The 3,817-nt window shown below is 68.4% G+C and carries 5 protein-coding genes and 1 pseudogene; 2 read left to right on the top strand and 4 right to left on the bottom strand.

Going from position 1 to position 3,817, the window contains the following annotated elements; all coding sequences use genetic code 11:
• Both SZN_RS36140 and tpg read left to right on the top strand, forming a co-directional pair.
• Window positions 1-791: pseudogene (locus SZN_RS36140) on the top strand (telomere-associated protein Tap); the annotation flags it as partial.
• 15 nt (window positions 792-806) lie between these two features.
• Entirely contained in the window at window positions 807-1,370 is a 564-nt protein-coding gene (gene tpg / locus SZN_RS36135; RefSeq protein ID WP_007505426.1) for a telomere-protecting terminal protein Tpg, read from the top strand.
• Between the two features lie 84 nt (window positions 1,371-1,454).
• On the opposite strand, the gene SZN_RS41775 is transcribed toward tpg, so the two are convergent.
• The 4 genes from SZN_RS41775 to SZN_RS36120 form a co-directional block, all read right to left on the bottom strand.
• Window positions 1,455-1,607, bottom strand: a complete 153-nt coding sequence (locus SZN_RS41775; protein WP_007505424.1) for a hypothetical protein — start codon at window positions 1,605-1,607, stop codon at window positions 1,455-1,457.
• Between the two features lie 871 nt (window positions 1,608-2,478).
• Entirely contained in the window at window positions 2,479-2,994 is a 516-nt protein-coding gene (locus SZN_RS36130) for a DUF6233 domain-containing protein (RefSeq protein ID WP_007505422.1), read from the bottom strand.
• Between the two features lie 2 nt (window positions 2,995-2,996).
• Window positions 2,997-3,359 (bottom strand): hypothetical protein, encoded by a 363-nt coding sequence (locus tag SZN_RS36125; RefSeq protein ID WP_007505420.1) that lies wholly within the window; start codon window positions 3,357-3,359, stop codon window positions 2,997-2,999.
• Between the two features lie 66 nt (window positions 3,360-3,425).
• Window positions 3,426-3,734 carry a DUF6300 family protein gene (locus tag SZN_RS36120; protein ID WP_007505418.1) on the bottom strand — a complete coding sequence of 103 codons (309 nt, stop codon included), beginning with the start codon at window positions 3,732-3,734 and terminating at the stop codon, window positions 3,426-3,428.
• Window positions 3,735-3,817 lie beyond the last annotated feature (83 nt).

Raw genomic sequence — 3,817 nt, 5'->3', positions numbered from 1 at the left:
TGTCGAAGGTGAAGGTCGGCAAGGAGTGGGTGGAGCTGGACGGCTCGCTGCTGCCGTCTCCGTTCACGCCGAAGGGCGAGCCTCCCGAAGGGCCGGCCTGGTACGCGACGCCCACCGTGGCGTACGCGGTGGAGCTCGGCTACGAGGTGCGCCCGCTGGAGGCGTGGGTGCGGCGCGAGAACGGCCGCTACCTGGACGGCTGGTACAACCGGCTGCGGGACGCCTACCTCGCCACGATGGCCGACCTCGGCGTCGACGCCGACCTCTCCCCCGAGGACTTCCTCGCGGCGATGGACGGCTACAAGGCCCGCGACCCGGAGCTGGCGATCGTCGTCTCCGCGATCAAGGCCACGGTGAAGGGCGGCCTGGGCAAGCTGCGCGAGCGCCCGCGTGGCGAGGGCTGGCGGCCCGGCGAGCCGTGGCGCGCGCTGTCCCGGCCCACTTGGCGGCCGGACATCCGCGCGGCGGTCATCTCCCGCACCCGGATCAACCTGCACCGCAAGATCGTCAAGCACGCGTCGTTCACCGGGCAGTACCCCATCGCGATCCTGTCCGACTGCGTCGTCTACGCCGCGAACGGACCGAGCCCGCTGGACTTCCTGCCCTACCGGGAGGGCAAGCCGCTGCCCGGCGGCTTCAAGCTCGGCATCAACCCCGGCCTGGTCAAGCACGAGGGCACCCAGGACGTCCTGTGGGGCGAAGAGGTCCGCGAGCGGTTCAACGCGCCGGAGCTCAACCTCGCCCGGTACATCAAGGACGGCACCGTCACCGACGCCGACAACGGCGAGTAGGGGAGTAGGCAGGCAATGGCCAAGGAGTTCGGGGACGGCCTGGACCAGGCGGTGCAGAAGGCGTTCACCCGCCCGGCGCCCAAGGCCGCGGGCCCGCAGATGCGGTACCTGGTCAAGCAGCTCAAGGGCACGAAGGCGGTCGCCGACCTGCTCGGCATGTCCCAGCGGCAGGTGGAGCGGTACGTGGCGGGCAAGGCCAAGAAGCCGCGCGCCGACCTCGCCGCGCGCCTGGAGCGCGAGGTGAAGAAGCGCTGGCAGCCGCAAGTCCGCGCCAGGGCCCGCGAGAAGGCGGCGACGACCGGCGGCATCGTCATCGACGTCCACGCCCGCCTCGGGTACGCCGGGGCGCCGATCGAGACGACGGATGAGGACCGCATCCGGCACCTCACTGTCGCCTTGCCCCCGCAGTACGCCGCACGTCTCTTCGACGCCCAGCAGCAGGGAGCCAGCGACGACCGGCTGCGCGAGCTCACCGCCGAAGCGCTCAAGGAGGTGTACTTCCAGGACGGCGGCCGCCGCGCCGGCTCTCTCCAGGAGGTGCAGATCAACGACGTGCTGGACCTCGAGTTCGAGCTGTAGAAGGCCGTACCCCCGAACAGCCCGCGAGCCCCGGACCTGCGTGGTCCGGGGCTCGCTCGCGTATGCGCGGGGTGGGATGGTCGGCTATCTGCCCATCAGCTCGTTGAGCAGGGCGACAACAACGACGCCGACACCGATCGCTGCTCCGAGCGCCGGATGGTAGAGAGCGATGGCGACGGTTAACGCGCCCACCAGCAACAGCACCACCATGCGCACGCTGATCTGGTCGTTGTTCACGAAGCCCGCCTCTCCCTGTTCGTACGGGAGGTGTGGTGACGGGGTTGTGCGGCTATGCCTGCGGGCGTGCCGGGACTGCCTTGACTCGACGGCAGCACGCGGCGCCCCGTAGGCTCGGGCTCGGACCTGATGGTTCTTCTCCCATCTTGGAATGCGTTCTGGTACGGGGTGGAGCTGTCGGACTACGCGAGTGGCCCCTTGTTGGAGCAGGGGGCCACTGCTTTGTCTCCTTCCGGTTGAAGCGGCCGAACTACGCGTTGACGACTGCACCGTTGGAGCGGCTGCAGAACCGGGGAAGCACTGCTGCTGTCGTCGGCTCAGAAGCCTACGCACATCAGGGCCCGACGTTCCCCCTGCCTCTGCACAGCGTCGAAGGCCAACCCGGCTCGGGGAAGGCGCCTCAGCGGAGTCACCGCACATGTGCTACTCGCTGCCGATTGTCAAGTCGCCGAAGGTTTGCAGGCCTCCCACCTGCGGCGATGCCGTCCGAGAGGTGTGGCAGCCGAATGGGAGAGCTGATGCCCGCTTAATGTCAAAGCGGAGCCGACAAGCATTGAGAGCGCTCAAGAACGCGTTGCGGAGCCCTCTTTGAGGCACGGGAACGAAGGTGCTGAACCGCTGAAACACCCGTCCGTGCCAAGGTTGGGAAGCGAAACATCGTCGACCTCTTTGCGGAGTCGATGGATCTCTTCGCCGGAGCTGATGGTGTCAGGACGAACAGAGCATTCGACTTCTTCGTCAGAAGGTCTCTCCGCCTCCTCCGCGAAGACAGCGGAGCTGTTCGACTTCGCTGCGGGCGTGACTTTGATTCTCTGAGCCGTGCAAGAGGCTCCACTTCTTGTCGCCTTGGGCTCTTGGTAGATGAGCGGGCTTATTCGCCGTCGCCGTGGTCGAACCCTTTGAGTACGGGATCCAGCTCTGCTGCCGCACCGCACAAAGAACACAGCCGTGTACCGGGATGCTCCGCAGCGTCCAGTGCCCTGTCCAAGCTGAGCACCGGCGCCCCAGCGGGCGCTTCCTCGCAGTCGGCGGTATGGATAACACCCCGGCCGGGATCGCGGCCGCCGTCCAGTTTCTGCAGAACCCATCCGGAGGGCCGGCGCGGTCCCAGGATCTCGCGCACCGTCGACGGCTTCTCCATGCGCTCGGTGGGAACGCCGTCGTACGAGACGCCGTCGATCGGCTTCACATGGGCGGGAGCCTCCACCCACACCGTGTACCAGGCGGGTTCCACCCGGCCGTCGGTGTTCGTCCAGGCCGGGACGGAGACCTTGTAGAGCCAGCCCTCCGGAGTTTGTTGACGGCAGAGGAGGAGGCCGGTGACCTCCTGGTCGTCGGGGAGGACCACCGTGATCGGCGGCGGCTTCGGCTCGGGCGTGTCCGCCACGGCTACGCCGCCTCCTGGTCCTCACCGGCCGTGCGCGCGAGGGCGTGCTTGAGCTGGGAGCGGGCATCGGGCCGTTCGTGCCCGTCGACCTCGCTCCAGAAGGCGTGGGTGAGGATCGCCCCGGTGAGGTCGCGTTCCTTCTCCCGTAGCACGGCAACCTCCTGCTGCTCCTGCTCCGACCAGCCCGGCGAGTCCGGGTACGCGCGGGAGGTGGCGAGCCAGTAGCCCTCGGGACGCTGCCAGGCCTCCATCGGTTCGACGGAGTACGGCAGCCGCTCGTACAGGGCGGTGAGGTCGGCCCGCACCTGGTTGAGTTCCTGCTGTGCTGCGATGAGGTCGCCGGGGAAGTCGTACGTTGTCGCCACGGCCCCAACAGTAGTTCGACCCGGTGGCCGCGCCGCCTGTACGACGCGGCGGCCTGCGCGCCCGGCTCAGGGCTGGTCGGGCGGGGCGTCCTGCAAGTACCAGCCGTGGATGGCCATGCACTCCTTCGTCCACTCCATCAGCAGGTGTGAGCCCTCCTTGATGCGACTCTCGTCATGACTGCCGCCGTCGGCGAACCACTGGACGAGAAGGCCGGCAGCCGGGCGGTCCACGTCGCCGGTGTCGCACACCGGGCACAACTCCAGGTGGATCGGCCGCCCGTGTTTGTCGTCCTGCGGCGCAACCCCGCTCATGATGAGGCTGCCCCGGCAGCGTGAACACTGCGGCAGCCGGTCGGAGAACTCCAGCAACGCCATGGCCAGCCCCCTTGCTCTGGACGTGGCCCTCCACCCAAGACCGGCTGACCTGCGCCGTCAACCCCTCCGGCAACGGTGGGGCG

The sequence above is a fragment of the Streptomyces zinciresistens K42 genome (genome assembly GCF_000225525.1).
In the GTDB taxonomy this organism is placed as follows: domain Bacteria; phylum Actinomycetota; class Actinomycetes; order Streptomycetales; family Streptomycetaceae; genus Streptomyces; species Streptomyces zinciresistens.
This window is presented reverse-complemented; position numbering and strand designations above follow the sequence as displayed.

Excerpts from the sequence above, each read along its gene's own strand:
- SZN_RS36120 (WP_007505418.1), bottom strand. The coding sequence starts at position 3,734 with ATGGCGTTGCTGGAGTTCTCCGACCGGCTGCCGCAGTGTTCACGCTGC.
- tpg (WP_007505426.1), top strand. The coding sequence starts at position 807 with ATGGCCAAGGAGTTCGGGGACGGCCTGGACCAGGCGGTGCAGAAGGCG.